Source organism: Actinoplanes couchii (genome assembly GCF_016862075.1).
Classification (GTDB): Bacteria; Actinomycetota; Actinomycetes; order Mycobacteriales; family Micromonosporaceae; genus Actinoplanes; species Actinoplanes couchii.
The window spans coordinates 15,186-40,193 of record NZ_BOMG01000082.1 but is presented as its reverse complement, the minus strand read 5'-3'; the positions used below and the strand labels follow the sequence as shown (position 1 = coordinate 40,193).

The window sequence follows — 25,008 nt, the reverse complement described above, 5'->3', positions numbered from 1 at the left end:
GTCTTGCCGGGTGGTGACCCGCGTTACTTGACGACCGTGCAGGTCTGCAGGCCCTCGGCGTTCAGGTTCGGCTTGGCGGCGTTGCGGCCGATCGCGGTCTCGATCCGGTTGATCGTCGCGAACCGCTTGCTGGCCAGCGGGCCGAGGATGGCGTTCTGCACGAACGCGGCGCCACCCTGGCCGACCGAGGTCTCCAGGCGCTTCTGCGACTCGGCGATCTGGGTGTTCAGCAGGTCCAGGTTGCGCGTCACCTCGGCGGCGGCCTGCGCCGGGATCGCCACGTTGACGTTCACCGCCGGGCAGCTGATCTTGCCGGCCGAAGCGGCGACCTCAGCGGCGGTCAGGACCTTGACCTGGGTGCTCTGCGCCTGCGCGGAACCGCTGGTGATCACCTTGCAGGTCTGCAGACCCTCGGCGTTCAGGTTCGGCTTGGTGGAGCGGCGGCCGATCGCGGTCTCGATCCGGTTGATCGTCGCGAACCGCTTGCTGGCCAGCGGGCCGAGGATCGCGTTCTGCACGAACGCGGCGCCACCCTGGCCGACGCTGTTCTTCAGCCGGGTGTTGGACTCGGCGATCTGGGTGTTGAGCAGTTCCAGGTTGCGGCGCACCTCGTCGGCGGCCGAGTCCGGCACCGACACGTTCACGTTGACCACCGGGCAGCTGATCACGCCGACACCGTTGTTGGCGGCGTTACCGGCGTTGCCGCCCGCGTTGTTGTTGCCGCCCGCGTTGTTGCCCGCGTTCGCGGAGCCGGTGGCCACGGCCGTCGGCTGCGCCGCGGAGGCGCCACCGTTCTGGTTCAGCGAACAGGTCTTGAGACCCTCGGCGTTCAGGTCCGGCTTGGCGGCGTTGCGGCCGATCGCGGTCTCCATCCGGTTGATGGTCGCGAACCGCTTGTCCGCCAGCGGGCCGAGGATGGCGTTCTGGATGAAGGCGGGGCCACCCTGGCCGACCGTGTTCTTGATCCGGGTGTTGGCCTCGTTGATCTGCGTGTTCAGCAGCTGGAGGTTGCTCTGCACCTCGGCCTGCGCCTGAGCCGGCACCGCCACGTTGATCCGCACCGTCGGGCAGTTGACCGTCGGCACGGCCTCCGCCGCCGACGCCACGCCGAGCCCGACGCCGACAAGGGCGACCGCGACGCCACCGACGGCACCGACCTGCCAGCGGCGCGTGTTCGAGCGAGACTTGTTGAAACGGGACCTGTTCATGGTGCCCCTGTGCCTTCCCGTATGCCTTCACCAGTTACCTGCGACCAGCAATACGGGAGCGCTCCCAAATAGGTTCACCCCGGCAAAAAATCTTTTCAGCGCGACCTCTGTCCCGATCTACGCGGCCGCCCGTCGCGCGGATCATCTTGAGCGATTGCTCAAAAGGCTCTACCCTTCATTTGAGCGACTGCTCAACACGGCGGGGAGGGCACGATGAAGATCGTCATACCGGGTGGGTCCGGGCAGGTGGGAACGATGCTGGAGCGGGCGCTGACCGCTGACGGGCACGAGGTCGTGGTGCTGACCCGGACCCCGCGCGGACCCCGGCAGGTCTACTGGGACGGGTCCACCCTCGGCGACGGGCGGCGCGAGCGGCGGGGGCCGGCCAGCGCGACGGGCGAGGCCGGCCCGGTCGAGGCCGGCCCGGTCGAGGCGGACTGGGCGGCCGAGATCGACGGCAGTGACGTCGTGATCAACCTGGCCGGGCACAGTGTCAGTTGCCGGTACACCGAGGCGAACCTGGCGGCCATGATGAACTCCCGGGTGGATTCGGCCCGGGTGGTCGGTGCGGCCATCGCCGCCGCGGAGCGACCGCCGCGGGTCTGGCTGCAGATGAGCACCGTGACGATCTACGCGCACCGCTTCGACGCTCCCAACGACGAGCTGACCGGAGTGATCGGCGGCGACGAGCCCGGCGTGCCCGGCTACTGGGAGTACAGCATCCGGATCGCGCGGAACTGGGAGGCCGAGCAGGAGAAGGCCGCCACCCCGCACACCCGCAAGGTCGCGCTACGGGCGGCGATGGTGATGAGCCCGGACCGGGGCGGCATCTTCGACGTGCTCAGCGGTCTCGTCCGGTGCGGGCTGGGCGGGCCGGTGGCGGGTGGCCGGCAGTACGTCTCGTGGATCCACGAACACGACTTCGTCCGGGCGGTCCGCTTCCTGATCGAGCACGAGGAGATCACCGGCGCGGTGAACCTGGCCGCACCGGAGCCGTTGCCGCAGCGGGAGTTCATGCGCGAGCTGCGGTCGGCCTGGCGGATGCCGTTCGGACTGCCCGCCACCAGGGTGATGGCCGAGATCGGCGCGTTCGCCCTGCGGTCGGACACCGAGCTGCTGCTGAAGAGCCGGCGGGTCGTTCCCGGCCGGCTCCTCGACGCCGGTTTTGTCTTCGACTACCCGCGCTGGTCCGGGGCGGCACCGGCCCTGTCCGGGAAGACCACGATCGTGCGGCCGCCGACCGCGGCGCCCAGTGCGCCGATCGCGGCGGCGGCGCCGTCCAGGTCGACCGAGTCCCCCACCAGCCGGTCCAGCGGGAGCCGGCCGGCCAGGTAGGCCTCGGCGATCAGCGGGAAGTCCCGGGCCGGCACCGCCGAGCCGTAGTTGCAGCCCACCACGGTCAGGCCGCGGGTGACGACGTCCCAGGTGTCGATCGGCGCGGTGGCGGCGATCGCGGGCATCCCGACCAGGACGGCGGTGCCACCGGCCCGCAGGAAACGGGGTGCGCGGGCCGCCACGTCGGGGACACCGATGGCGTCGAAGGCGTACGCCACGCCGTCCGGGCAGACAGCCAGGGCCTGCTCGACCTCGCTGCCGTCGGCCAGGATCGCGTGGGTGGCGCCCAGGGAGAGGGCGGCCTCCAACCGGGCCGCGGACCGGTCGACGGCGATGATCGGATCGGCTCCGGCGTCGGCGGCGGCCACGATGATCGACTGGCCGACACCACCGCAGCCGGTCACCACCACCGCGTCGCCGCTCCGCACCGGTACCGTCAGGTTCACCGCGCCGTAGCCGGTGGTCACCGAGCAGCCGATCAGCGCGGCCACCCGCGGCGGAACCTCGGACGGCAGTCGCACGGCCGCGGTCGCCGGGACCACGGCGTACTCGGCGAAGGCGCCCACGCCGAGGAACGGCCAGACCTCAGGATCGTCCGCGGCCGGGTCGCGGGTCGCGGTGGTGCCGTCGGGCAGCTGGTTCTCCAGGGCCGGGGAACCGGTGCACAGCCAGGGTTTCTCCTGGCGGCAGGGCGGGCAGGACTCGCAGGCCACGTACCAGTTGAGGGCGACCGTGTCCCCGGCGGCGAGCCCGTCGACACCCGGGCCGACCCGGTCGACGACGCCCGCACCCTCGTGACCCAGCACCAGGCGGCGGCCCATCGGCCAGTCGCCGTTGACGGTGTGCAAGTCCGAGTGGCAGATGCCGGCGGCGGTCATCCGGACCCGGATCTGTCCCGGGCCGGGTTCCGCGACGAGAACGTCGACGACCCGGGGCTTCTCACCCGTACGATCGTCGAAGGTCAATGCTCTTGATCTGACCGGCATGACGCTCAGCCTTCCGAGGGGGCGGGCAGGTCGAGCACCAGGCGCCCGCTGACAGCTCGGGAGACGCACGGGAAGACGCAGTTCTGGGCGGCCTTCTCGTCGGGGGTGAGGATGTCGTCGCGGTGGTCGGCCTCGCCCTCCAGCAGTGGGGTCTCGCAGCTGGCGCAGTTGCCCTCCCGGCACGACCACATGATGTCGGCACCGGCCTTGAGCAGCACGTCGAGCATCGGGGTGTCGGCCGGCACCTGGCGCACCGGGCCGTCGAAACCGAACTGGACCTCGAACGCCCCGCCCGCGGTGTCCGCCACCGGCGACGACGAGGCGGATGCGAAGGACTCGGTCCGGAGGCGTCCGCCGGTGACCAGTTCACCCAGTTCGTCGATCATCCGGGGTGGGCCGCAGGCGTAGACCAGGGCACCCGCCGGGGCCTGATCCAGAACGGTCTTCAGGGTGAAGTCGGTCGACTGTGCACGGTCGACGATCACTGCGGCGTCGCCCAGGGCGGCCACCCGGTCGAGGAACGGCATGCGCTCGCGACCTCGTCCCACGTACACCAGGGAAAAGGGTCTGCCCTGAGCGGCCAGGCGCTCGGCCATCGTCAGGATCGGGGTCACGCCGATGCCGCCGGCCACCAGCAGATGGTGCTCGGCCTCTTCGAGGGGGAACATCGCCTTCGGCCCGGCCACCCGGACCCGGTCACCGACGGTGAGCTTGTCGTGGACGTGCCGGGAACCGCCGGTGCCGTCCGGGCGCAACAGGACCGCGAACGTCCAGATCCCGGTCTCGTCCGGGGTTCCGCAGAGCGAATACTGCCGGACCAGGCCGCTCTCCAGCTCCAGGTCAGCGTGGTCACCGGGTTGCCAACCAGGCAGATCCGGCGCCTGTACGCGTACCAGCGCGACGTCCCCGGTGATCCGCTCGTGCGAGATCACCACCCCGTCGTACCGGTTCACTTCGAGTAGCCCATCCGGGCGGCGACCGCGGTCTGGAACATCGCGGTGATCTGGTCCCAGGACGGCAGCAGTGTGGTGTGGTTCGCGCCGTCCGAGGCCCGCCCGGCCTGCAGCTTGTACAGGAACGGAATGTCCTGCTCGTTGACGTGGAAGAGCACGTCGCAGAGGCTGCTGACCGACTCCGCGAACCGGGGGTCGGCAGCGCTCTCGTCGACGAAGACGGCCATGTGCTCGACGGTCCGGTCGGCGGCCGCCGGGGACAGCGCGATCACCTGGAACCAGTCGGCCTCCAGGAAGACCAGCGCGTTGGGGAAGACGCAGAAGATGTCCTGGGACGCCACCTTGCCGGCCGGCACGTCCCCGATGAACGGCAGCGCGTCCTCGGACTTCTTGGCCTTGCCCTCGGCGCCGCGCGGGTAGCAGCCACCGACGATGACGTCGCTGTCGATCACCACGTCGTCCACGTCCAGGGAGGCGGCAACCGGTCCGACCTGCGGGTGCACAAACGGCAGGTGGTAGAAGTCGAGGAAGTTCTCCACCGCGAGCTTCCAGTTCACCGCCAGGTCGAACTTGCGCTCCCGGGCCAGGTGCAGCCGGTCGAAGTCGATGTGCGACCAGCGCTCGGCCAGCGGCTTGATGACGTCCTCGAACGGGGTCGGCGCGTCGCTGAGGTTGACGAACACCATGCCGGCCCAGACCGCGCTCGGCACCGGCAGCAGCCCCAGCTTCCGCCGGGCCTCCGGCGACGGCGCGCCCCGGCGCTCCCGGTTGAAGTAGGGCGCGGCGGCCAGGGAACCGTCCAGGTTGTACGACCAGCAGTGGTACGCGCACTGGATGCGCTGGGTGACCTCGATCGGTTCCTGGGTGACCACCATGCCGCGGTGCCGGCACGAGTTGTGGAAGACGTTGACGTTGCCCTCGCCGTCCCGCACGATCAGCAGCGGTTTGCCTGCTACCTCGACCGGATGCACGTCGCCCTCGTTGCCGACCCAGTGGGTGTAACCGGCCCAGACCCACTCGGCACTGAAGATCATCCGCTGCTCGCGGGCGAACTCCTGCGGGTCGGTGTAGGCAGCCGCCGGAAGGATCGAGCGGCCGTACGTCTGTTCCGACAGCGGGCCGTCGACGATCGTGTTGCCGCTGCTGGTGGTCGAGTAGGTGGTCATCGGGCGCTCTCCTTCAAGGCTTGGGTGAACTCTTCGGCGGCCCACTCGCGCAGCAGCCGCGCCTCGTCCCAGCGGTCGCTGACCTGGACTCCGGCGGCATCGGTCATCGCGTACGGTGCGGTGCCGAGCTCGGTCAGGAAGACCACGTCGGTGCCGGGCCGGCGGCGCAGGATCTGCGTGAACGCGTCCCGCCACCAGCGCCGGGCCAGGGCGATCCACGGCTCACTCGAACCGTGGTGCAGCGGCAACTGGACCTGGCAGCGGGACGCCACCCGGCCCTGCACCGATCCGCCGCGCCGCAGCAGCGCCGCGACCTGCCCCTCGATCTCGGCGGTCGGGGTGGACGGGATCTCGGCGCCGACCACGTAGTGCGACAGGTCGATGGCCAGCTCGATCTGCCCGGGCAGCCGCTCGGCGAGCGCCGCGGTGAAGCGCATGTCGTTGGTCATCGTGTTGCGGTGAGTCTCCAGCTCCAGCCGGACCCCCTCGGCGGCGGCGATGCCGTGCCAGCGCGTGGTGAGAGCGACGGCCTCGTCCAGGTCGAGCGTGTGGTGCTGGGCGCAGAGCACCAGGTCAGCGGCGCCGATCGTGGCGGCGTAGCGCAGCGCGTCGCCGAGCGTCTTCTCGTCCGGGACGAACGCCATCACCGTCGCGGTCAACCCGGTGCCGGCGGCTGCGGCGGTCAGGTCAGTGGCGGTCGGGGCTTTCGAGGCGCCGAGGTCGACGGCGTAACCGTGGTAACCCGCCTCGACCAGTTGGCCGAGCTGCTCCTCCAGTGTCCAGAAACGGTCACCACGCCACGGAAGGTCCTCCATCGCCCATAGGGACTGGACGAATCGTAAAGAAGTGTGGCCCGTCAAGCTCATGCCAACACTTCTACGGCAGTTCAGCGATATTTAGCAAGCAGAAGTTGCGTCTGTGGTTGTTTTTAACAAACAAATGTCTTCCTCAAAACAGGGCGGGCGTGGGATGATCCTCAGCAGACTCTCGACGAAGGGGCAGAAGTGACGGTGGACGAGGTCAAAGAGGCGGTGGCGCTCGCGCTCGCCTCCGACGGCCGCATGTCGGTGGAGGCGCTGTCCCGCTCCCTGGGGCACAGCAGCGCCGCCGTCCGCAAGGCGATGGCCGCGCTGGACGACGACGGTGTCGCCGTGCGGGCCGTCGTCCACCCCGAGGTGCTGGGCCTGGCCACCTGCGCCCACCTGCGGTTGCGTGTCGACGGGCCGCTCGACCACGTGCTCGCGACCCTGTGCGCCCGGCCCGAGGTGCCGTTCGTGTCGCACGTCGCCGGCGCGCACACCCTCTCCGCCGAGGTCCGGGTCGCCGACCGGAAAACCCTCGCGGCCGTCGTCGCCGCGGTGGCCGCCCTGCCCGGGGTCGCCGACGTCGACCTCGACGAGTACCTGGACATAGTGCGCGACGCCAGCCTCGACCTGCCCCGGCCCGAGGTGGCCCATCCGCTCGACGACATCGACCGGGCCCTGGTCACCGAGTTGCAGGCGGACGGGCGGCGCTCGTTCGCGGCGATGGGGGAGCAGGTCGGCCTGACCACCGCGTCCACCCGGAGCCGGGTGCTGCGGCTGATCAAGACCGGGGCGCTGCGGATCGGGGTGCGGCGGCAGCCGGGGCCCGGCACGGTCCAGGTCGGTTACCGGCTCAGCGCTCCGGCCGCCCGGGAGGAGACGCTCGCGGCGCTGCGCGATCTGCCGGGCATGTCCTATCTCGCCCTGACCACCGGGTCCGCCGACTTCGTCGGCACGCTGACCTGCGCGTCGCCGAGTGACGCCTCGCGGGCGCTGACCCGGTTGCGGGCCGTTCCGGGTGTCCGTTCCCTGCAGAGCTGGACCCACCTCGACGTGGTGAAGGAGACCTACGCATGACCACCTGGCCGGCACCTGAAGCGATGATCCCGATGCGTGCCCGTCTCGATGTGGTCGCCGGCCCCGTCGTGGTGGCGCCCACCGTCGAGGACGCCGCGGTGTTCCTGGCCGGGGCCGCGGTCACCACCGGCACCGTCGTGCTGCGCAACTGGGACGCCCTCGCTGACGACCCGGCCGCTCCGGTGCTGCGGGATCTCCTGGCCACCTTCGGCGCCTATGTCGTCCGCTCCGCCGAGGGCCTGACCTGCACCAGCCGCGCCACGTCCGGCCACCTGGAGGGCATCACCTACGACCTGAGCGCCGCTCCGAGCCTGGCCGGAATCGCCCTCGTCCTGGCCGCGCTCGCGGATGGCCCCTCACGGCTCGCCGGGATATCGCAGGCCCCACGAGCCAAGGAAACCTTGTCCGCTTTGTCCGCACTGGGCAGCCGGGCTGTCGCGCGACCCGATGTGATCGAGATCGAGCCCGGGTCGCTACGCCCCGGCGAATGGCCGGCGCACGGCGACCCGGGCCTCGCTGCTCTCGGCGCGGTTCTCGGGCTGGTGGTGCCGGGGATCCGGATCACCGGCATCGACCCGGACGCGCCGGGCCTGCGACCGTTCCGGAAGGCCTGGCGGCAGGCGATGACCGCCGACGAGAACATCCTTCCCGGCACTACTACCGGGACTGTTCCTTACTACGTGTGAGCCACCATTCGACGATCGTGGCGGCTGGTTTCTCCTCGTACACCCGCAGGGAGCCCTTTGACAGGTAGCCCACGTGCGGCGTCACGACTGTCCGGGAATGATCACGCAGTGGATCGTCGAGCGCGGGCGGCTCCCCGATCAGCACGTCCAGCCCGGCCCCACGCAGTCGCCCGTCGTCCAAAGCCGCCAGCAGCGCCCCCTGGTCGACGATCTCAGCCCGGGACACGTTGATCAGGCTGGCCCCGTGCGGCAGTCGCGCCAACTCGGCGGACCCGAGCATGCCCCGGGTCTCCCCGGACAGCGGCATGTGCACCGACAGCACGTCGCTCGCGGCCAGCAACTGGTCGAGCCCGACGGCCTCGACCCCATCCGGTGCCGGGACATAGGGGTCGTAACCGACGACCCGCCCGAACAACGGCCGGGCGACCCGGGCGAACTCGGCCCCGATCCGTCCCAGCCCGAGCACCCCCAGCGTGCAGGTGGAGAGTCGGCGCGGCAGGTGCGTGAACGCCTCCGACCACGACCCCGCCGCCACCTGCTCGGTGACCCGAATCCCACGTTCCACGGCCAGGACCAGGGCGAGAGCGTGCACCGCCACTTCTTCGGTAGCCGCCCCGTACAGCGGCCGGATCTCCACCCCGTGCTTTTCGGCGGCCGAGGTGTCGACCATGTCGGCCCCGGCCGAGGTCAACGCCACGAATTCGAGATCGGGCACAGCGGCAAAGAAGTCCGTACCGAGATGCGCGTACCCACCGACGGCGGCGACCGCCCGGCGCGCCCGCTCCGGCACGACCGGGTCGACGTCGAGTTTCAGCACTTCGACGTCGAAGCCGTTGCGTTCGAGGAGGTCGATGGCGGGCTGCGGATCAATATCGGACACGTCGGTGAGGAGCACCAATGGACGATCGGTGCCCATCAGAAGCCGGCCGCGACGACGACGGTGACCACATCGGACCGCAGCGCCTCGCCGAGGGCCGTCCGCAGTTCCGCGGGCGACCCGACCCGGACACCACGAGCCCCGAATCCTTGCGCGATCAGGGCGTGGTCGGCAGCGGTGACCTCGGTGTCGACCCGAGTGGCGGACGCCCTGTCGAACGAGTCGCGGATCTCCCCGTAACCCTGGTTGTCCCAGATCAGCAGGGTCAGCTGCCGGCCCAGGTCGACGGCGGTGGCCAGCTCGGTGAGGGTGAACAGGCTGCCGCCGTCACCGGCGATCGCCAGCACCGGCCGCTCCGGTTCGGCGATGGCCGCGCCGACCGCCATCGGCAGCGCCGCGCCGAGTGTGCCCAGCCCGTAGGTGGCGGTCCAGGCGGTCGGCTCGGCCGGCGACAGGTAGTGGTGGGCGGTGTAAGCGAGCTGGGTGGAGTCCAGTACCACCGCGGTGTTCTCCGGCAGAGCCGCGGACACCGCGTCCAGCCAGGGCAGATGCCCGCGCGACTGATCGGTCCAGGCGATATCGGCCCGCGCTGCCGAGGCCCGGTCACCGCCGTCCGCAGCCGGTTCCCGGCCGATCAACCCCCGCAGCTGTACGAGGACCGACCGCGCGTCCCCGTGCAGGGCGACCTTCGCGGGCATCGGCGCCTGCAGGTTCGCCGTGTCGATGTCGAGCCGGATCAGCGCCCCGCCGATCTCGACGTCCTGCCCGGTGTAGAGCACGTCGGTCTCGGAGAACTCGGTGCCCACGGCCAGCACGACGTCCGCCTCACGCAGCAGGTCCCGCGCGCCCCGGAACGGCAGCAGCGTGCCGACGGCCAGCGGATGGCCGGGTGCCAGCAGCCCGGAGGCGTTGCCGGTGGTGACGACGGGAGCGCCGAGCAGTTCGGCCAGCGCGCGCACGTCAGCGGCGGCACCACGGGCCCCACCACCGGCGATGATCGCGGGCGCGGTCGCCTGCTCCAGGAGGTGGACGGCTGCGCGGAGCGACTCGTCATCGGGCTCGATGATCGCGGCGGGCGCGCGGTCGATCCGGGTGAACGGCCCGTCGACCTCGGTGGTCAGGACGTCGATGGGGACGGCGATGTGTGCCGGGCGCGGGCGTCCGGTGGTCATCGCGGTCCACGCCCGGTCGATCAGTTCCGGCAGCTCCTCGGCGGTCCGGGCCAGCCACGAGTGTTCGGTGACCCCGGCGACCGCGGCCACCTGGTCCCGGATGTCGTGCAGCGGCCCGCGTTCCCGGCCGAGCAGGTCGGAGCGGGTGGTGGCGGTGACGTACAGCAGCGGGATCGAGTCGTGCCAGGCCTGCGCCAGCGGGGTCAGGGCGTTGAGCACCCCCGGGCCGGTGACCAGCGCGCAGACACCGGGTTTCCCGGTCTGCCGGGCGTAGGCGTCGGCCATGAACCCGGCGCCCTGTTCGTGCCGCGCCGGACGGGTGGCGATGCCGGCCTCGGCGAATCCCCGGTAGAACTCGATGGTGTGCACTCCGGGGATGCCGAACACGGTGTCGACGCCGTACTCGCGCAGCAGCAGGGCCAGGGCGTGACCGGCTCTCATCGGGTGGATCTCCTTACCGAGAATGATCAGTGCATGTGGGCGAGGAAGCGGCGGGTGCGCTCGTGCTCGGGTGCGTCGAAGAAGCGGTCCGGCGGGGCCTGTTCGACGATCTGGCCGGAGTCGAAGAGGGCGACCTCGGAGGCCACGCTGCGGGCGAAGCGCATCTCGTGGGTGACCACGACCATGGTCATCCCGTCCGAGGCCAGCTTCTCCATCACGTCGAGCACCTCGCGGACCAGCTCCGGGTCCAGGGCCGAGGTCGGCTCGTCGAAGAGCATCAGCTTGGGTTTCATCACCAGGGCGCGGGCGATGGCCACCCGCTGCTGCTGACCGCCGGACAGCTCCGACGGGTAGGCGTGTGCCCGGGCCGCCAGCCCGACCCGGTCGAGCATCTCCAGGGCCTGCTCACGTGCTTCCTTCTTGGGCACCTTGAGCACGGTGGTCAGGCCGGACATCACGTTGCGGGTGGCGTCCAGATGCGGGAAGAGGTTGAACTTCTGGAAGACCATGCCGATCGCCGTACGCTGGCGGGCCAGGATCCGCTCCGGGGCCGGCCGCACGTCGACCCGGCCACCGATCACGCCGATCTGCTCGCCGTCGAGCAGGATGGTGCCCGAGTCGCAGGGCTCCAGCAGGCTGATCATCCGCAGGATGGTGGACTTGCCGCTGCCGGACGGGCCGAGCAGCGCCTTCACCTGACCGCGCTGGACGGTGAAGTCGACCCCGCCCAGCACCTCGACGTTGTTGTAGGACTTGTGCAGGTTCTGCACCTCGAGCAGCGGCGGGGTCTTCATGCCGGGACCTTCTCAGGCGTCTGCGGACGGGACAGCGCGGGGAACCGCCGCTTGGTGGGGGTGGACGTCCAGGTGAAGCGGCGTTCGATCCGGTTCTGCAGCAGCATCAGCACCGAGACGATCACCAGGTAGTAGACGGTGGCGGCGGCGTAGTACTCGGCGTACCGGAAGGTGACCGCGACACCCATCTGTGCCGTGGTGAGCAGCTCCTGCAGCGAGATCACGCTGGCCAGCGAGGTGTACTTGACCATGCCGATGAACTCGTTGCCGGTCGGCGGCAGGGCCACCCGGGTCGCCTGCGGCAGGACCACCTTGAACAGCACCTGGGTACGGGTCATGCCGAGCGCCCGGGCCGCGAGTTGCTGGCCGTCGTCCACTCTCATCAGTGCCGAGCGGATGATCTCCGCCATGAACGCGCCCTCGGCCAGGGCCAGGCCGATGAACGCGGCCAGGAACGGCGAGTACCACTCCCGCTGGAAGACCGGCGACAGCTGCGGCAGGCCGTTCCACATCAGCAGGAGCAGCAGCAGCGCCGGGATCGCCCGGAAGAACCAGATGTAGCCGGTGCAGACCGAGCGGACCGCGGCGAACTTCGAGGACTTGCCCAGGGCCAGGCCGAAACCGATCACCACGGCCCCGGCCTGGCTGGCGACGGCCAGACCGAGCGAGAGCAGGGCTCCCCGGACGTACGCCTCGGAAAGCAGTTGATCGAAGAAGATCGTCGAGTCGAATTCCACGTCAGTAGACGTTCAACGAGTCGGTGCTCAGGCCGTAGTTCTCGGCGATCTTGCCGAGGGTGCCGTCGGCGTGCAGCGCCTTCAGAGCCTCACCCAGCGGCGCCGTGATGGCGGCGTCCTTGTTGGCGAACATCCCGAACTTGGTGCTCGGCGGGAAGAAGCCGTTGATCAGGCGCAGCTTGCCGGAGCTCTTCTTGACGATGTCGACGGCGGCGACGTCGGTCTCGATCAGGGCGCCGGCCTTGCCGTTCATCACCGCGAGAACCGTGTCGGAGGTCTTCGGGTACTGCTGCACCGGGGTCTTGGTGCCGGCCTTCTCGCAGTCGGCGGCGATCCGCTTGGCCTCGGTCAGGTTCTCCGAGGCGTTCTGGCCGACCAGGGTGAGCCCGCACAGGTCCTTCTCGGCGGCCGGGTCGGTCTGCACCGCGGTGCCGACGATCAGCGCCGGGCCGGTCTGCATGTACGCCACCCCGTCCAGGACGGCGGTGCGCTCCTCGCTCATGTAGAGGCCACCGGGGATGATGTCGCAGCGCTTGGAGGTGAGCCCCGGCTGCAGGCCCTCGAACGTGGTGACCTGGGTGGCGAACTCGAGCCCCCAGTAACCGGCCAGTGCGCGGGCGGCGTCGGCGTCGAAGCCGATGATCTCGCCGGAGGTGCCGTTCTCGTAGTACTCCAGGGGTGCGTACTCGGGGTCGATGCAGACCGTCAGGGTGCCGGCCTTGACCAGCCCTTCCGGCGCGGTGGCCTGGGCCTTGACCGCGGCGGCGGCTTCCGAGCCGCCGGGGGAATCGGAGGAGGAACCGGAACTACAGGCCGAGAGGCCGAGCAGCGTGGCCGCGGTGGCCGTGGCGATGATCATGCGCTTCACCGGAGGTCGCTCCTTGTCGCCGGGAGGGGGTGGCCGGTGACGCTAGGTAGCGTTTGTTTCGCCCGCGTTCCGAATCATTGCGATATCCGGTCCTCGTCACGGATTCGGTCGAGGACTGACCCGTCTGTACGATCATTTGATCGTCCGTACGGCGGATCAGCGAAGGATTCGGATCGTCGATGATCCGAAGAATCTTTTCCCGTGCAGTCCTGGAGCGTCCCGGATGACCGGCTCACCGCACGAAGAACTCAACGAACGGCTGGTGGCGCTGCTGCGCCGGGACGGCCGCGCCCCGATCGTCGATCTGGCCGCCGAACTGGGGGTGCCCCGCTCGGTGGTCCGGGCCCGGCTGCGGGAGCTGCGCGAGAGCGGCGACGTCGCGATCGTCGCGATGGCCCACCCGGCCGTGCTGGACCTGGACGTCGGCTGCCACCTGTCCATCAAAGTGGACGGTTCCACCCAGGGTGTGGTCGAGCACCTGCTGGCGGCCGACAATGTCACCCTGGTCTCGCTGGTGAGCGGCGAGTACCACATCGTCGTCGAACTGCGGGCCCGGGACCAGCGGGAACTCTTCGACGCGGTGGAGGAGATCCGCCTGTCGAACGCGGTCAGCGAGGTGTGCACGCTGGTCTACGTGGACGTGCTGCGCAGCCCGTTCGCGGTCGCCGCCCGCCCGGCGCAGATGCGGCTGGACGAGGTCGACGTGGCGATCGTGCACCGGCTGCAGGACGACGGCCGGATGCCGTTCCGGGAGCTGGCCGAGGCGGTCGGCGTCTCCGAGTCCACCGCCCGTACCCGCACCCTGGCGCTGCTGGAGCGGGAGGTCATGCGGATCTCGACGATCACCCGCCGGGGCGCCCGGACCAGGAACATGGCGATGGGCCTGGGCCTGCACGTGCGGGGCTACTCGGATGATCTGGTGGCCACCATCCTGGAGATTCCCGGGGTGGAGTTCCTGGCCACCACGATCGGGAACTACGACATGATCGGCACCGTCTCCGGCAACTCGCTGCCGGCCCTGCAACGGGTCGCCGAGCAGGTGCGATCCTCCCCCGACGTCACCGGCATCTGCACCTGGGTGCACCTGGACTTCGTCCGTGAGACGTACCGTCTGCCCCTCGGCAACACTCGCGCGCCTGTTGGAGAATGAGTCATGGAACACGACACCGGCCGGATCCCGGCGGCCTATCGAGCGGTCATGGCCGCGGCGGAACCGATCGTCCGCTGGTGGGGCCGCCTCGAAGTGACCGGCCTGGAGCTGCTGCCGGCGCACGGCGCGACGATCGTGGTGGCCAACCACGACAGCGCGTGGGATCCGGTGGTGATCGCCGTCGCCGCCCGCAAGCGCCGGCACATCCGGGCCCTCGCCAAGGCGTCGCTCTGGAAGAACCCGGTGCTCCGCCGGGTGCTCGACGGCATGGGCCAGATCCCGGTCCGGCGCGGCGAGGGCGACACCGGCGCGCTGGACTCCGCGATCCAGTGCCTCGAGCAGGGCGGCTGCCTGGGCATCTTCCCGGAGGGCACCCGGTCCCAGGGCCGGCAGTTGCGGGCCCGCAGCGGCGCCGGGCGTCTCGCCCACGCCGTGCCGCAGGCCCGCGTCGTCTGCGCGGCGGTCTCCGGGGTGGTGGACATCGTCCGCTTCCCGCGCCGCCCGCGCCTGAAGGTCACGTTCTTCGAGCCCACGCCGCCGGCCCCGGCGGAGTCGGCGATCCAGTTGTCCAACCGGCTGACCGCCGAGCTCCGGGCCGTGGCCCCGGTGGCGCGTTAGTCCTGCGGGATCTCCGCGGTCGCCACGATGGTCGCGCGGGCGAGGATGTGCCCGGCCATGGTGAAACCGAGGTAGGCCGGGGTGCCCTCGGCGGGCACCCCGATGGTCGCCACGTCGAGGGCGTGCACGGTGATGAAGTAGCGGTGCGCGCCGTGCCCGGCGGGCGGGGCCGCACCGGCGAACCCGGCCTGGCCCGCGTCGTTGCGCAGCGCGAACGCGCCGGCCGGCAGTTCGGCGCCGGCGGCCAGCGTGGTCACGCCGGCCGGGATGTCGGCGACCACCCAGTGCCAGAAGCCGGACATCGTCGGCGCGTCCGGGTCGTACATGGTCACCGCGAAGCTCCGGGTGCCCTCGGGGAACCCGGACCAGGTCAGGTCGGGCGAGACGTCCTGCCCGCCGGGGATCCCGAAGGCGCCGGACATCTGCGCCAGGGCGAGCGGCGCGCCGTCGGTGACGACGGTGCTGGTGACCTGGAAGTCCGGCACCCGGGGAAGGCGGGCGAACGGGTCGTTGGCGACGGTCATGGGATGGTGCTCCGTTCCGGTGGTGTCCTGCTGACACCGAGAAGCCTGCGGCAGGTGACGACGGCCAGGGAGATCCTCGGGATGCTGGTATCCGGAGTGCTACCTTGCCCGGTCGACGACCGGCTCCGCCGGGGAGCAGACTGGGCTGGTGTCAGCGCCCCGAGTCACGAACCGGCCCGAGCTGTCGGCGTTCCTGCGGGCGAAACGAGCGCGTCTGCGCCCGGCCGACGCCGGCCTGCCGGAGCTGGGCCGCCGCCGCACCCCGGGCCTGCGGCGGCAGGAGGTCGCGCAGCTCGCGGCGGTCAGCATCGACTGGTACATCCGGTTGGAGCAGGGCCGGGTCGGTGTCCCCGGCACCGCCGTGCTGGACGCGGTGGCGCAGGCCCTGCGGCTGTCCGAGGCGGAGCGGCACCATCTGCACCTGATCGCCCGGGGTGAGGCCCCGCCCGCACGGCACGTGCCGGCGCCGGCGAGCGAGTCGTTGCGGGTGCTGCTGCACAGCATGACGGCCACCCCGGCCTGGATCGTGGATTTCCGGTTCGACGTGCTCGCCCACAACGCGGCGGCGACGGCCCTGTTCGGCCCGGGTTTCGCCGCCGGGACGAACACGGCGGCCCCGCTCTTCCTCGATGCCGGCGTCCGTGACTTCCAGCTGGACTGGAGCAGGATCGCCCGTGAGCACGTCGGCAACCTGCGGGCCAATCTGATCAAGCACCCGGACGACCCCAGGCTCCTCGCCCTGGTCGCCGACCTGCGCCTGCGCAGTGCCGAGTTCGCGGCCTGGTGGGACGACCAGACCGTGCAGGAGCGGGTCAGCGGCACCAAGCGCATCCTGCATCCGACCGCCGGGGTGATGACCGTGCGCTACGACGTGCTGGCCGTCCAGGACGGTTCCGGTCAGCGGCTCTCGGTGGTCACCCCGGCGGACGCGGCCGCCGAGACGGCGTTGCGGTCCCTCATCTTCCCGGCGACCGGGCTGCGCGCGGTGCGGTGACGTCGGCGGTCCGCCACAGCCGGACCTTGCCGTCGGCGGCGGCGGTGAGCAGGCGTTTTCCACCGGGCAGGATCCGCAGCGCCCAGACCTTGCCGTCGTGCCCGGTCAACGGGTCGCCCTCCAGCCGTCCGGTCGCGGTGTCCCACAGCCGGACGGTGCCGTCGTCGCTGCCGGTGACCAGCAGGTTCCCGACCCGGCCGAACCGCATGGCGCGCACCGGCCCGGTGTGACCGGCCAGGGTCGCGGCGGCCGGCTCCCGGGTCCTGGTGTTCCACAGCTGGACGGAGTGGTTCCCGCCGGACGAGGTGGCCAGGAGCTTCTTGCCGATGCTGAACGTGAGGGCGTACACCGGGCCGGAGTTGGTGACGATCGGCTCGCCGGCCGGTTCGCCGGTGGCCGGGTTCCAGAACCGCACCACGTTGCTGCCGCCGGACGCGGCCAGCAGCCGCCCGTCGGGGCTGAAACTCGTCGCGTAGACCGGGCCGGGGTTCACCGTCAGCGGGTCACCGACGGCCCGGCCGGTGGCCGGATCCCACAGCCGCACCGTGTTGTCGACACCGGCGGTGACCAGGCGTTTCCCGTCCCGGCTGAAGACCACCGAGCGGACGCCGCCGGTGTGCCCGGTCAGGGTGTACGCCGCCCGCCCGGTGGACGAGTCCCACACCCGCGCCGTCCCGTCGTCACCGGCGGTGGCCATCCACAGTCCGTTGGCGCTGAAAACCACCGAGCGCACCCCGCCGACGTGGCCGACCAGCGGCGTCCCGGACCGTTTCCCGGAGTCGGACTCCCACAGCGACACCCCGCTCTCACCGGCGACGGCCAGCAGTTTCCCGTCCGAGTTGTACTCCAGGGCGTGGACCGTTCCGGTGATCCCGGTGATCGCGGGCTCGGCCGATTCGCCGGTCACCGAGCTCCACTGCCGTACCGTCCCGGCGGTCACGGTGGCGAACACCTTGCCGTCCGGGCGTACCGCGATGCGCCCGTTCTCCCCGGGCACGACGGCGCGGGGCCGGACGTCGTCCGGTTCCGGCATCGCGGCGAACGCGGGTTGCGGCGCGATCAGAGCGGCGGTGAGCCAGATCAGAGCCAGTCTTCTCTTGGTAGCCATAACCGCACGTTAACGACAGCATTCGTCACTTTTGCCGCCGATCGCCCGGTTCATCCGGCAGGGTCTCGATCCGGCCGAGTTCCTCGGCGACCTCGGTGGCCTCCCCCGCGCCGACCTTGGTGAGCAGGGCCAGCGCGGTCCGCAGATGCTCCACCGCCAGGTGCCGCCGGTTCGCCGCCAGCTCGGTCCGGCCCATCCCGGCGTACGAGTGCGCCTCGTCGACGGTGCTGTCGATCTCCTGGGCCAGAGCCAGGGCCCGCTGGTGATGATCGGCGGCCGACTCCAGGTCACCGAGATCCCGGTACGCCGCGCCCAGAGCGTTCAGCGCCTCCACCTCGCCGCCGCGGATGCCCAGCTCACGGACCAGCTCGATGGCCTCGGTCAGGGTGGTGATCGCGGTGGTGGGATCGCCGTTCTCCCGGAGCAGCGTGCCGAGGAAGACCAGCCCGGTGGCGAGGCCGAGCCGGCTGCCGACCTCCCGGCTGCGCTCGACCGAGAGGGCCAGCGCCTCGGCCGCCCCGGCCCGGTCCCCGATGCGGTGCAGGACGTCACCCAGGTAGCTCAGCGTGTTCGACTCCCGCCACCGGTCGCCGAGTTCCCGGCTCTGCGCCAGCCCCTCGGTCAGCGCCGCTTCGGCAGCCGCGTACTCGCCGCGGATCCGGTACACGTACCCCAGCACCATCAGCACCGACGACGTGGTCGGCAGGTCGTTCAGCTCACGCGACGGGCCCAGCGACCGGTTCAGCAGATCGACCGCGCCGGACAGGTCGGAACCCATGTAGCGCACCACGCCCAGGTTCATCAGCGCGTTGGCCTCACCGCGCCGGTCGCCCAGCTCCACGTACCGTTCCAGGGCCTGTTCCAGCAGCGTCACCGCGGCCGGGTGGTCGCCGACGCAGTACCGCACCATGCCGAGCTGCAGCAGGGTGTTGCCCTCACCGAGGCGCGAGCCCAGATCCCGGTAGAGATCAAGAGCCTGCGCGAGGTTCGCGTCGGCACTGTCGTAGTCGCTGCGCAGGCGGTTGGTGTCACCGAGACAGAGCAGGGCGTACGCGTACGCCCACCGATCGTCCCGGGATTGCGCCGCGGCGGCGGCCGCCTCGTATGTCGCCAGCGTCTCGGTCCACGGGCCGTCCATCCGGAGCAGACCGGCCAGGCTGGCGGCGAACCCGATGAACCGGGCCGGATCCCCGGTGCGCGCCCCGGCCAGGGCGGCCAGCAGGTTGGCGCGTTCGGTCCGGGCCCAGGCCAGCGCGGACGTGCTGCTGGTCAGCTCGGGCCCGGCCCAGTCCGGGGTGATGTCGGCAGGCGACGACTGGATGTACGGCAGCAGGTGGCGGCTGACGATCCCGGAGGTGTGCTGGTAGAAGTCGAGCAGCCGGTTCAGCGCGTCCTGCCGGGTCCGTTCCGGCAGATCACCGGACCGTGTCTCGACGTAGCTGCGGATCAGGTCGTGCACCCCGTACCGGCGGTAACCGACCTCGATCAGCAGGTTCTCCCGGTGCAGGGCGTCCAGCTGCGCCACCGCCTCGTCGAGATCACGGCCGGTCAGCACGGCCGCCGCGAACGGGTCGACGTCGGTGCCCGGGTGCAACGCCAGGTGCAGCAGGAACTCCTGCCGGTCGGTGGGCAGCGTGTCGTACGAGACGTCGAACGCGGCCGCCACGGTGGCGTGCTCGGCGGTCAGGGTCAGCAGCCGGGCCCGGATCTCGGTGCGCAGGTCGGCGAGCGTCCACACCCGGTGCGCGGTGTAGACCTTCGCCAGCAGGGAGATCGCCAGCGGCAGCCGCCCGGCCAGCGCGACCACCTCGTCGACCTCTTCGACCGGCTCGGTGGCGGCCCGCGGCGCCTGGCTCAGGAACATCGCCCGGGCCTGTCGCGGCGGCAGCAGACCCAGTGTGACGTGCCTGGTCCGGCCGGGCAGGTCACCGAGCCGGCGGCGGCTGGTGACCAGCACCGCGCACTCCGGGTTGCCGGGCAGCAGCGGGTTGATCTGCTCGCTGCTGGCCGCGTTGTCGATCACCAGCAGGATCCGTTTGGCCGCCGACCGGTCCCGCCACAGCGCGGCCCGGCCGTCCAGCGACTCCGGGACGTACCGCGGGTCGACCCCGTCCGCGGTCAGCAGGGTGGCCAGGGCGTCGGCCGGATCGGTGGGGGTCTGGCCGGGGGTGTGGGCGTGCAGGTCGAGGAAGATCCGGCCGCCGGGGAACCGGTCCGCGAACCGGTGCGCCGCGTGCACGGCCAGGGCGGTCTTGCCCACGCCGGGCATCCCGTCGACGGCGTGGATCGAGACCACGCCGCCGGTGGCGGACGCGACGAGCTGATCGATCTCCTCGGTACGCCCGGTGAAGGCCAGCGTGTCCGGCGGCAGAGCCCAGCGGGCGCGTGGCCCGTCGGCCCGGTGCTCGGCGGGTCTGGTCCGCTGCCGTCGCCGGGCCCGCTCCCAGCAGGACCGCCAGTCCTGCTGGCTCCAGGTCGGCACGGTGGCCCGCCGTTTCCCGGCCAGTTCACCGAGGGCGGCGACGAACGCCTCCAGCTTGGCGAAGGTGTCCGGGGTCATCGGGTTCGCCGCGGACAGCCAACTGGAGATCCGCTGCTTGTCGATGTTCGCGGCCGGAGTTCCGGCTTCCTCGAGGTTGAAGCGGGTGTGCCGGGCGACCGTCGCGTACAGCGGTTTCCCGGCGGCCTCGTACAACTCGGCGAATCGGTCCCGCAGCTCCCGTTTCGCCGATCCCGGGCCGGTCATGCCGTCACGTGTTCACGTCGGTTGTCCTGTGCAGGACGATCGGAACAACCCCGATGACCTGCCGGTACGCGGAAACGGACAGGCAACGGCCCGGTCACGTGCGGACAACCATGCCTCATCCTGGTCACGGTCTCCCTCTCTGCGGCGGTACGGGGGGTCGCAGATCGGGACCGCCCGGCCGTCGGCGAGACGTGTCTCGTCGGCGGCCGGTGGCGCGGTCCGGCTGGTCAACTCCTACCAGGATAGACGGCGGCGGATCCGAGAGCCTCGTCCAGCGCCGCCAGGTGATCAGCCACCGATCCGACCGTCAGCATCCCGCTCGCCGCCCCGGCCCACTCCGCCGCGGCGGGTGTCAGGGCCCGCCGGACCCGGATCATCGCGGGCCGGTCGCCGGCCGTGATCGCGGCCCGCCCCAGCAGGCACCACATCGCCTCGGCGAGCAGGTCGGCGGGCGGATCCGGAACCTCGGCGAGCACGATCCGGCCGGGTTCGAGCAGCGGCCGCACCCACGGCTCGAACGGCCCCCAGTCGTCGTCCCCCGCGTCGGCTCGCAGCCCGTGCCGCAGCCGCAGACCCAGCAGCGCCAGAGGCAGCAGACCGTCGCGCAGGCCGGGCATCCCGGCGTTCTCCAATCGGACCGCCGCGGCCCGGTACAGCGCCTCGGCCCGCTCCACCGGCACCCGCTCGGCCAGGTCGGCACGGAGCGCCCGGTACCACTGGGTGAACACGCCGACCAGCGGGATCCCGTGCCGGGCGGCCAGGTCGTCGGCGGCCCGCGCGTGCTCGTCGGCGTGATCGAAAGCGGCCACCGCGCCTGCCGACTGGAGCCGGATCAGCCGGCCCAGAACCTCCACCGTGGCCATCCCGTGCCGGGCTGCCAACCCGATCAGTTCGGCCCCGATCCGATCCCGGCGCACCGATCCACCGGCGGACCGGCAGCTCTGCATGAAAACGCCGTTCAGCACGAACGCGAGCAGCGCGGGGTCGTCGGCCGCCCGGGCGATCGTCTCGGCCCGCCGGGCGCAGTCCGGTGGGTGAGGGTCACGGGTTCCGCGCGATTCCAGGGCGATGGTGGCCAGCAGCCGGGCCCGGATCGGGCCGGGGCCGTCCGGTGGGAGCACCGCGAGGGCCCGTTCGGCGGCGGCGACGATTCCGGCGGCCTGCCCGGCGTCGTCGGCGCGCGGCCAGATCGCCGGCACGTCGTAGGCGCCGATCACCCGCGCGGTCAGCCCGGGGTCGCCCAGTTGCTCGGCCGCGGCGACCGCCGCCGCCCGCTGCTCCCGGGCCACCTCCAGGCCGCCGGGGCCGGTGACGGCCAGGTTGCGCAGCAGCCCGATCGCCGATTCCAGGCGCACCCCGGCGCCCACCTGCCCGTAGGCGGACGCGGCCCGCCGCAGCACCGCACCGGCCGGGTCCTCGGCCGGTGCGTCCAGGCGCGGGTCCTGCCGCAGGATGCCGGTCTCCAGGGTGCGCAGGTCCGCGCCGGGTTCCACCCCGAGCCGCCCGGCGAGCAGCTCCCGGGCCCGGCGCAGCACGGCGAGCGCGTCACCCTGCCGACCGGACCGGTACAGCGCCAGAGCCAGCAGATGCCAGCCCCGTTCCCGCCAGGGGTGGGCGGTGACGTGCTCGTCCAGGTCCGGGACGGCCTCGGCGGCGCGTCCCCGGTCGATGCGCAGCCGGGCCCGCTGCTCCACGGCCTGCAGGCGCAACTCGGCGAGACGGGCGCGATCGGCGCGGGGCCAGGCGGCGTCCGGGAAATCGGCGTACGCCGGACCACGCCACCAGGAGAGCGCCTCGTCCAGCCGGTCCGGATCCGCGCCCGGATCCGCGGTGACGGCCTGTTCGAACCGCCACGCGTCCACCTGGTCGGTCTCGCATCGCAAGGCGTACCCGAGGCCCTGTGTCACCAGCAGCGTCGCCGGAGCCCGTGCCGGACGATCGGGTTCGATCGCCCGGCGCAGCGCCGCGACGAACGTCCGCACCGCGGCCACCGCACCCTCCGGCGGCGAGACCCAGAGATCATCGATCAGATCATTCAGCGGTACGACCCGGCGGCGCGCGACCAGCAGACGGCCCAGCACCGCGCGGTGCATCGGGCCCTTGAGCGCGACCGGCCGGCCCCGGGAGTCCTCGGCGGCCACCGGCCCGAGAACGCCGAATCGGATCACGCCGTCACGCTACTCCGGAAGATCAGAGCAGCGTGGATGTCAGAGCAGGGTGGTGAGCACACCTCCGTCGACGCGTACCGCCGAACCGTTGATCGCGGACGCACGGGGGCTGGCGAGGAAGGTGACCGCGTCGGCGATCTCGGCCGGCTCGATGAAGCGTTCCAGCAGGGAGGTCCGGTTGGCGCCGATGATCGCCGCCTTCATCTGCTCCTCCGGGATCGCCCGGGCGGCCGCCAGCTCCCGGACCGTGCCGGCGACGCCGTCGGAGTAGGTCGGGCCGCCCAGCACCGAGTTCACCGTCACGGCGGTGCCCCGGGTGAGCTTCGCCAGACCGTTGCCGACCGCGAGCATCGCCGCCTTGGACGTGCCGTAATGGATCATGTCGGCCGGCACGTCGACCCCCGATTCGCTGCTGACGAACACGATCCGTCCCCAGCACCGGTCCAGCATCGCGGGCAGCAGCCGCCGGGCCAGCCGGACACCGCTGAGCACGTTGACCTCGTAGTAGCGCCGCCAGTCGTCGTCGGAGACCAGGTCGAAGGGCTTGACCTCGAAGAGGCCGACGTTGTTGATCAGAATGTCGACGTCCGGCACCTGCTCGCACAACCGGTCGACGTCCCCGGTGACCGCGAAGTCGGCGGCCAGACCGCGGACGGACGCACCGGGCACCTCGTGACGCAACGCCCCGACGGCCCGGTCCAGCAGCACCGGATCACGGCCGTTGAGGATCACTCCGGCGCCCTCGGCGGCCAGTGCCTTCGCGATCGCGTAACCGATGCCGCGCCGGGATCCGCTGACGAACGCGGTCCTGCCTGTCAGCTGCAGATCCATCTGTCCCCCTGATGTCCGGGCCGCCGGAGTGTCCGGCGGCGGCCCGGTCCAGGTTGCCGCTGACGAATGAGCAGCCGATCAGCAGTAGAGCTTCTTGGCCTTGGCGGCGAGGGTGCCGGCCTTCGGCTTGGCGCCGCACCACACCGAGCCGGTGCCCTCGACCTTGTCGAAGGTGGCGACCTTGCCACGGCCCTTCACCGACGACGCGGTGCCCCGGGAGTTGCACTGGGTCATGGTCCACTCGCCGGTGACCTTGCGGCGGCCGGCGAAGAAGACGTAGCGCCGCCCCGACTTCATGGTGCTGGTGACGGTCACCGAGGACGACTTCGTCTTCTGGCCCTCACCCGCGACGGTGAACTCGACCTTGCTGTCCACCTTGGCGAAGATCACCCCGGCCTTGGCCTCGACACCCGAGGTGACGCTGAGGGAGGCCTTGAGGACGGTCTGCTTGCTCGCCTTCGCGGTCCGCTTCTCGGTGGAGCCGCTGTAGTTCTCGTGGATCGACGCGTGGGTGACCGTCCACGGCGTCTTCACCGACGTCACCTTGTACGCCTTGAAGTTCGGCTCGCACACGGTCGGTGCGAACGCCACCGCCGTCGTACCGCCACCGTTGTCCGCGGCCAGAGCCGGCGTGCTCGGCAGCAGAACCGCCGCGCACAGTGCCACGACTCCGGCGCCCAGACGATAGGTGTCACGCATGGTCCACATCCTTGTCTCCACCGGCGTACCGGATAGCGGTCCTTCGATCTCGAGATGAGTATTCGAAGCCGCCTTTACTTCGGCTGTACGTCGGCTGTACGCCGCGCCGCTCAGGGGAGCAGGCTGGCCAGCACCGGTGTGGCGTCGGTGATCAAACGGAGGCGGGGAGCGATGCGGAGGGTGGTCAGCACCCGCCGGGCAATGTGGTCCTGGTCGATCAGCGTGTAGTGGTGCACACCCCGGGCGACGCACAGTTCCGCGGCCGCGGTGAGGGCACGGGCGCCGGCGACGGCCAGGAAGTCCATCTCGTTCAGATCGACGATCAGCACCTGGCCCTCGGCGAGACCGTTGATCGTCTCGTGGATGCGGGCGGCGCGGTCCGGGACGGTGAGGGCGTCGAGGGTGCCCCGGACCACGATCGTGACCACGTCGCCGGTCCGCGAGACGGTGATCGCTGGGCGTACCGGATCCGGCTCGGTCCGGTCCGGCGCGGACGGGCGGGCCGCGACGTGGGACAGGGCATGGGACGCGGCCTCGGCCAGCTCGTACCGGCCGGGATGTCGGCCGGCCACCCGATGGTGCAGGCAGAGCACACCGAGCAGGGCGTCGTGGCCGGTACGCAACGGATAGGAGTGCACCGAGCGGGAACCGGCGTCGAGCAGGACCCGCAACGTACCCCGGCCCCGAAAGATCGAGCTGGTGGTGACGTCGTCGACAAGCACCGGAAGCCCGGTCCGCAGGGCCACGGCACACGTCGAGGCGGTGGACTCGTCGACCGAGGCGAAGTGCTCCACGAACCGGGCCGGCAGCCCGTGATGCCGGGCGATCCGCAGGATCCGGGTGGCCGGGCGGACGGTGTGCAGCACGCAGCCGCCGGCCACCGCACCGGCGGCGATGGTGATCGCGGTGAGCACCACCGGCCGGTCGGCCACCCGCAGGAAATCCGCCGTGGTCAACGTCTGTGGTGTGAGGCGCAACTGCTCCCGGAACTGGGTGAGCACGACCCGGCGGGTGTCCCGCATCTCCGCGTCGATGAGTTCCTGTTGATTCCGGTCTTCTTCCATGAG

General features: G+C 71.3%; 22 protein-coding genes and 1 pseudogene. 6 read left to right on the top strand and 17 right to left on the bottom strand.

Annotation, left to right across the window (positions count from 1 at the left end; all coding sequences use genetic code 11):
• Positions 1-23: 23 nt before the first annotated feature.
• Positions 24-1,208: a hypothetical protein gene (locus Aco03nite_RS32680; RefSeq protein WP_203801816.1), complete on the bottom strand. Its 1,185-nt coding sequence runs from the start codon at positions 1,206-1,208 to the stop codon at positions 24-26.
• Between the two features lie 213 nt (positions 1,209-1,421).
• On the opposite strand from Aco03nite_RS32680, the gene Aco03nite_RS53330 reads away from it, so the two are divergent.
• Complete coding sequence (locus Aco03nite_RS53330) at positions 1,422-2,543, top strand: TIGR01777 family oxidoreductase (protein WP_239145630.1); 1,122 nt, start codon at positions 1,422-1,424, stop codon at positions 2,541-2,543.
• Between the two features lie 29 nt (positions 2,544-2,572).
• On the opposite strand, the pseudogene Aco03nite_RS32675 reads toward Aco03nite_RS53330, so the two are convergent.
• The 4 genes and pseudogenes from Aco03nite_RS32675 to Aco03nite_RS32660 all read right to left on the bottom strand — a co-directional run.
• Positions 2,573-3,529: pseudogene (locus Aco03nite_RS32675) on the bottom strand (alcohol dehydrogenase catalytic domain-containing protein); the annotation flags it as partial.
• Positions 3,530-3,534: 5 nt separating this feature from the next.
• A complete protein-coding gene (locus Aco03nite_RS32670; protein ID WP_203801811.1) occupies positions 3,535-4,482 on the bottom strand; it encodes a PDR/VanB family oxidoreductase in 948 nt (315 codons plus the stop codon).
• On the bottom strand, positions 4,479-5,648 hold the full coding sequence (locus Aco03nite_RS32665) for an aromatic ring-hydroxylating oxygenase subunit alpha (RefSeq protein ID WP_203801808.1): 1,170 nt from the start codon (positions 5,646-5,648) through the stop codon (positions 4,479-4,481). The genes Aco03nite_RS32670 and Aco03nite_RS32665 overlap by 4 nt, the downstream gene beginning before the upstream one ends.
• A complete protein-coding gene (locus Aco03nite_RS32660; RefSeq protein WP_203801805.1) occupies positions 5,645-6,463 on the bottom strand; it encodes a hypothetical protein in 819 nt (272 codons plus the stop codon). Before Aco03nite_RS32660 ends, Aco03nite_RS32665 begins: the two co-directional genes overlap by 4 nt.
• 189 nt (positions 6,464-6,652) lie before the next feature.
• Between Aco03nite_RS32660 and Aco03nite_RS32655 the strand changes: the two genes are divergently transcribed.
• Both Aco03nite_RS32655 and Aco03nite_RS32650 read left to right on the top strand, forming a co-directional pair.
• The gene (locus Aco03nite_RS32655) at positions 6,653-7,528 is read left to right on the top strand and encodes an Lrp/AsnC family transcriptional regulator (protein ID WP_203801802.1); all 876 of its coding nucleotides are present in this window, start codon (positions 6,653-6,655) and stop codon (positions 7,526-7,528) included.
• Entirely contained in the window at positions 7,525-8,214 is a 690-nt protein-coding gene (locus tag Aco03nite_RS32650) for a carboxyvinyltransferase (protein ID WP_203801799.1), read from the top strand. The genes Aco03nite_RS32655 and Aco03nite_RS32650 overlap by 4 nt, the downstream gene beginning before the upstream one ends.
• Here the strand turns inward: Aco03nite_RS32650 and Aco03nite_RS32645 are convergent.
• From Aco03nite_RS32645 to Aco03nite_RS32625, 5 genes are read right to left on the bottom strand one after another with little or no spacing between them, the layout of a single operon-like run.
• A complete protein-coding gene (locus Aco03nite_RS32645; protein ID WP_203801796.1) occupies positions 8,186-9,109 on the bottom strand; it encodes an NAD(P)-dependent oxidoreductase in 924 nt (307 codons plus the stop codon). The two genes, Aco03nite_RS32650 and Aco03nite_RS32645, sit on opposite strands and share 29 nt — an antisense overlap.
• A 20-nt stretch (positions 9,110-9,129) precedes the next feature.
• A complete protein-coding gene (locus tag Aco03nite_RS32640; protein WP_203801784.1) occupies positions 9,130-10,704 on the bottom strand; it encodes a 5-guanidino-2-oxopentanoate decarboxylase in 1,575 nt (524 codons plus the stop codon).
• 26 nt (positions 10,705-10,730) lie between these two features.
• A complete protein-coding gene (locus Aco03nite_RS32635; protein ID WP_275415926.1) occupies positions 10,731-11,498 on the bottom strand; it encodes an amino acid ABC transporter ATP-binding protein in 768 nt (255 codons plus the stop codon).
• Entirely contained in the window at positions 11,495-12,235 is a 741-nt protein-coding gene (locus Aco03nite_RS32630) for an amino acid ABC transporter permease (protein ID WP_203801782.1), read from the bottom strand. The genes Aco03nite_RS32635 and Aco03nite_RS32630 overlap by 4 nt, the downstream gene beginning before the upstream one ends.
• Before the next feature lies 1 nt (position 12,236).
• Positions 12,237-13,094 carry a transporter substrate-binding domain-containing protein gene (locus Aco03nite_RS32625; RefSeq protein ID WP_239145648.1) on the bottom strand — a complete coding sequence of 286 codons (858 nt, stop codon included), beginning with the start codon at positions 13,092-13,094 and terminating at the stop codon, positions 12,237-12,239.
• A 232-nt stretch (positions 13,095-13,326) separates the two neighbouring features.
• Here Aco03nite_RS32625 and Aco03nite_RS32620 point away from each other — a divergent pair, with 232 nt between their 5' ends.
• Together Aco03nite_RS32620 and Aco03nite_RS32615 are read left to right on the top strand one after the other, a co-directional pair.
• On the top strand, positions 13,327-14,253 hold the full coding sequence (locus tag Aco03nite_RS32620; RefSeq protein WP_203801778.1) for an Lrp/AsnC family transcriptional regulator: 927 nt from the start codon (positions 13,327-13,329) through the stop codon (positions 14,251-14,253).
• A gap of 3 nt (positions 14,254-14,256) precedes the next feature.
• Positions 14,257-14,871, top strand: a complete 615-nt coding sequence (locus Aco03nite_RS32615; protein WP_203801775.1) for a lysophospholipid acyltransferase family protein — start codon at positions 14,257-14,259, stop codon at positions 14,869-14,871.
• Here Aco03nite_RS32615 and Aco03nite_RS32610 read toward each other — a convergent pair.
• Positions 14,868-15,395: a YbhB/YbcL family Raf kinase inhibitor-like protein gene (locus Aco03nite_RS32610; RefSeq protein WP_203801773.1), complete on the bottom strand. Its 528-nt coding sequence runs from the start codon at positions 15,393-15,395 to the stop codon at positions 14,868-14,870. The two genes, Aco03nite_RS32615 and Aco03nite_RS32610, sit on opposite strands and share 4 nt — an antisense overlap.
• A 148-nt stretch (positions 15,396-15,543) precedes the next feature.
• Between Aco03nite_RS32610 and Aco03nite_RS32605 the strand changes: the two genes are divergently transcribed.
• Positions 15,544-16,389 carry a helix-turn-helix transcriptional regulator gene (locus tag Aco03nite_RS32605; protein ID WP_203801771.1) on the top strand — a complete coding sequence of 282 codons (846 nt, stop codon included), beginning with the start codon at positions 15,544-15,546 and terminating at the stop codon, positions 16,387-16,389.
• Here Aco03nite_RS32605 and Aco03nite_RS32600 read toward each other — a convergent pair.
• From Aco03nite_RS32600 to Aco03nite_RS32575, 6 genes are all read right to left on the bottom strand, one after another.
• Positions 16,352-17,497 carry a WD40 repeat domain-containing protein gene (locus tag Aco03nite_RS32600; protein ID WP_203801769.1) on the bottom strand — a complete coding sequence of 382 codons (1,146 nt, stop codon included), beginning with the start codon at positions 17,495-17,497 and terminating at the stop codon, positions 16,352-16,354. The two genes, Aco03nite_RS32605 and Aco03nite_RS32600, sit on opposite strands and share 38 nt — an antisense overlap.
• Positions 17,498-17,522: 25 nt before the next feature.
• A complete protein-coding gene (locus tag Aco03nite_RS32595) occupies positions 17,523-20,243 on the bottom strand; it encodes an ATP-binding protein (protein ID WP_203801768.1) in 2,721 nt (906 codons plus the stop codon).
• 227 nt (positions 20,244-20,470) lie between these two features.
• On the bottom strand, positions 20,471-22,411 hold the full coding sequence (locus tag Aco03nite_RS32590; protein WP_239145629.1) for an AfsR/SARP family transcriptional regulator: 1,941 nt from the start codon (positions 22,409-22,411) through the stop codon (positions 20,471-20,473).
• Between the two features lie 39 nt (positions 22,412-22,450).
• On the bottom strand, positions 22,451-23,242 hold the full coding sequence (locus Aco03nite_RS32585) for an SDR family NAD(P)-dependent oxidoreductase (RefSeq protein ID WP_203801767.1): 792 nt from the start codon (positions 23,240-23,242) through the stop codon (positions 22,451-22,453).
• 78 nt (positions 23,243-23,320) lie between these two features.
• The gene (locus Aco03nite_RS32580) at positions 23,321-23,941 is read right to left on the bottom strand and encodes a hypothetical protein (RefSeq protein ID WP_203801765.1); all 621 of its coding nucleotides are present in this window, start codon (positions 23,939-23,941) and stop codon (positions 23,321-23,323) included.
• Positions 23,942-24,051: 110 nt separating this feature from the next.
• A complete protein-coding gene (locus tag Aco03nite_RS32575; protein ID WP_203801764.1) occupies positions 24,052-25,005 on the bottom strand; it encodes a GAF domain-containing protein in 954 nt (317 codons plus the stop codon).
• Positions 25,006-25,008: the final 3 nt, after the last annotated feature.